Genomic DNA, 680 nt, shown 5'->3' on the forward strand with positions numbered 1-680 from the left:
ACCCAGATATTGCCGCCTGCGTCGAGTGCAAGCGCGCCCGGCGCTTCGACGCCGATATCGCGCAGCCAGACACCGGACGTCGTGAATACGCGCACACGGTTGCCTGGGAAATCGCTCGCGTAAAGCAGCGAGCCGGACGTCGCCAGCCCAGTGACGACATCGGCGAGGCGTTCGGTGGTCGTGGCGCTGACCGGGATCAGCAGATCGCGTGTGCGGCTCGTCCGGTCGTACCGGCCAACCGTGCCGCTTCCATACGTGGCGTTGAACTGCAGCGCCGCGAACAGCGAGGTCGAATTACCCGTGATCGCCCCGCCCTGAAACTCGCCGTGCCCGCCGATCGATCCGATGTTCCGTCCGTTCTGATAGATCGCGATGCCGCCTTCGTTCTCATCCCACATGGACGCGGTATAGATCACGCCTTCCGGTGCCACCCACATCGAGCGGGCCACGTTGCCTACCCGGGTCGTGGCCGTGCCATGCGTGTTGGCCATCCAGCCGGTCGAGTACTGCGCGTCGCAAACGGACGGAACTGCCGCGCTCAGCACGAGCGCGACGAAAGCATGACAGAAACGTTTGACGCACATGACGGAGGTGTCTTCTCGATTACACGCCGTGCAATACAGGCGTCCATGAAGCGGTGTTGCCAGCCCTGGCAAACTTGCGGTCCGAGCCCACGAGAC

At 64.0% G+C, this 680-nt stretch carries 1 pseudogene; it reads right to left on the reverse strand.

From position 1 onward, the window contains the following. Positions 1-491, reverse strand: a pseudogene (locus tag BN2476_RS45055) (SMP-30/gluconolaconase/LRE-like region family protein); the annotation flags it as partial. Between the last annotated feature and the right edge of the window lie 189 nt (positions 492-680).

The organism is Paraburkholderia piptadeniae (genome assembly GCF_900007165.1).
Classification (GTDB): Bacteria; Pseudomonadota; Gammaproteobacteria; order Burkholderiales; family Burkholderiaceae; genus Paraburkholderia; species Paraburkholderia piptadeniae.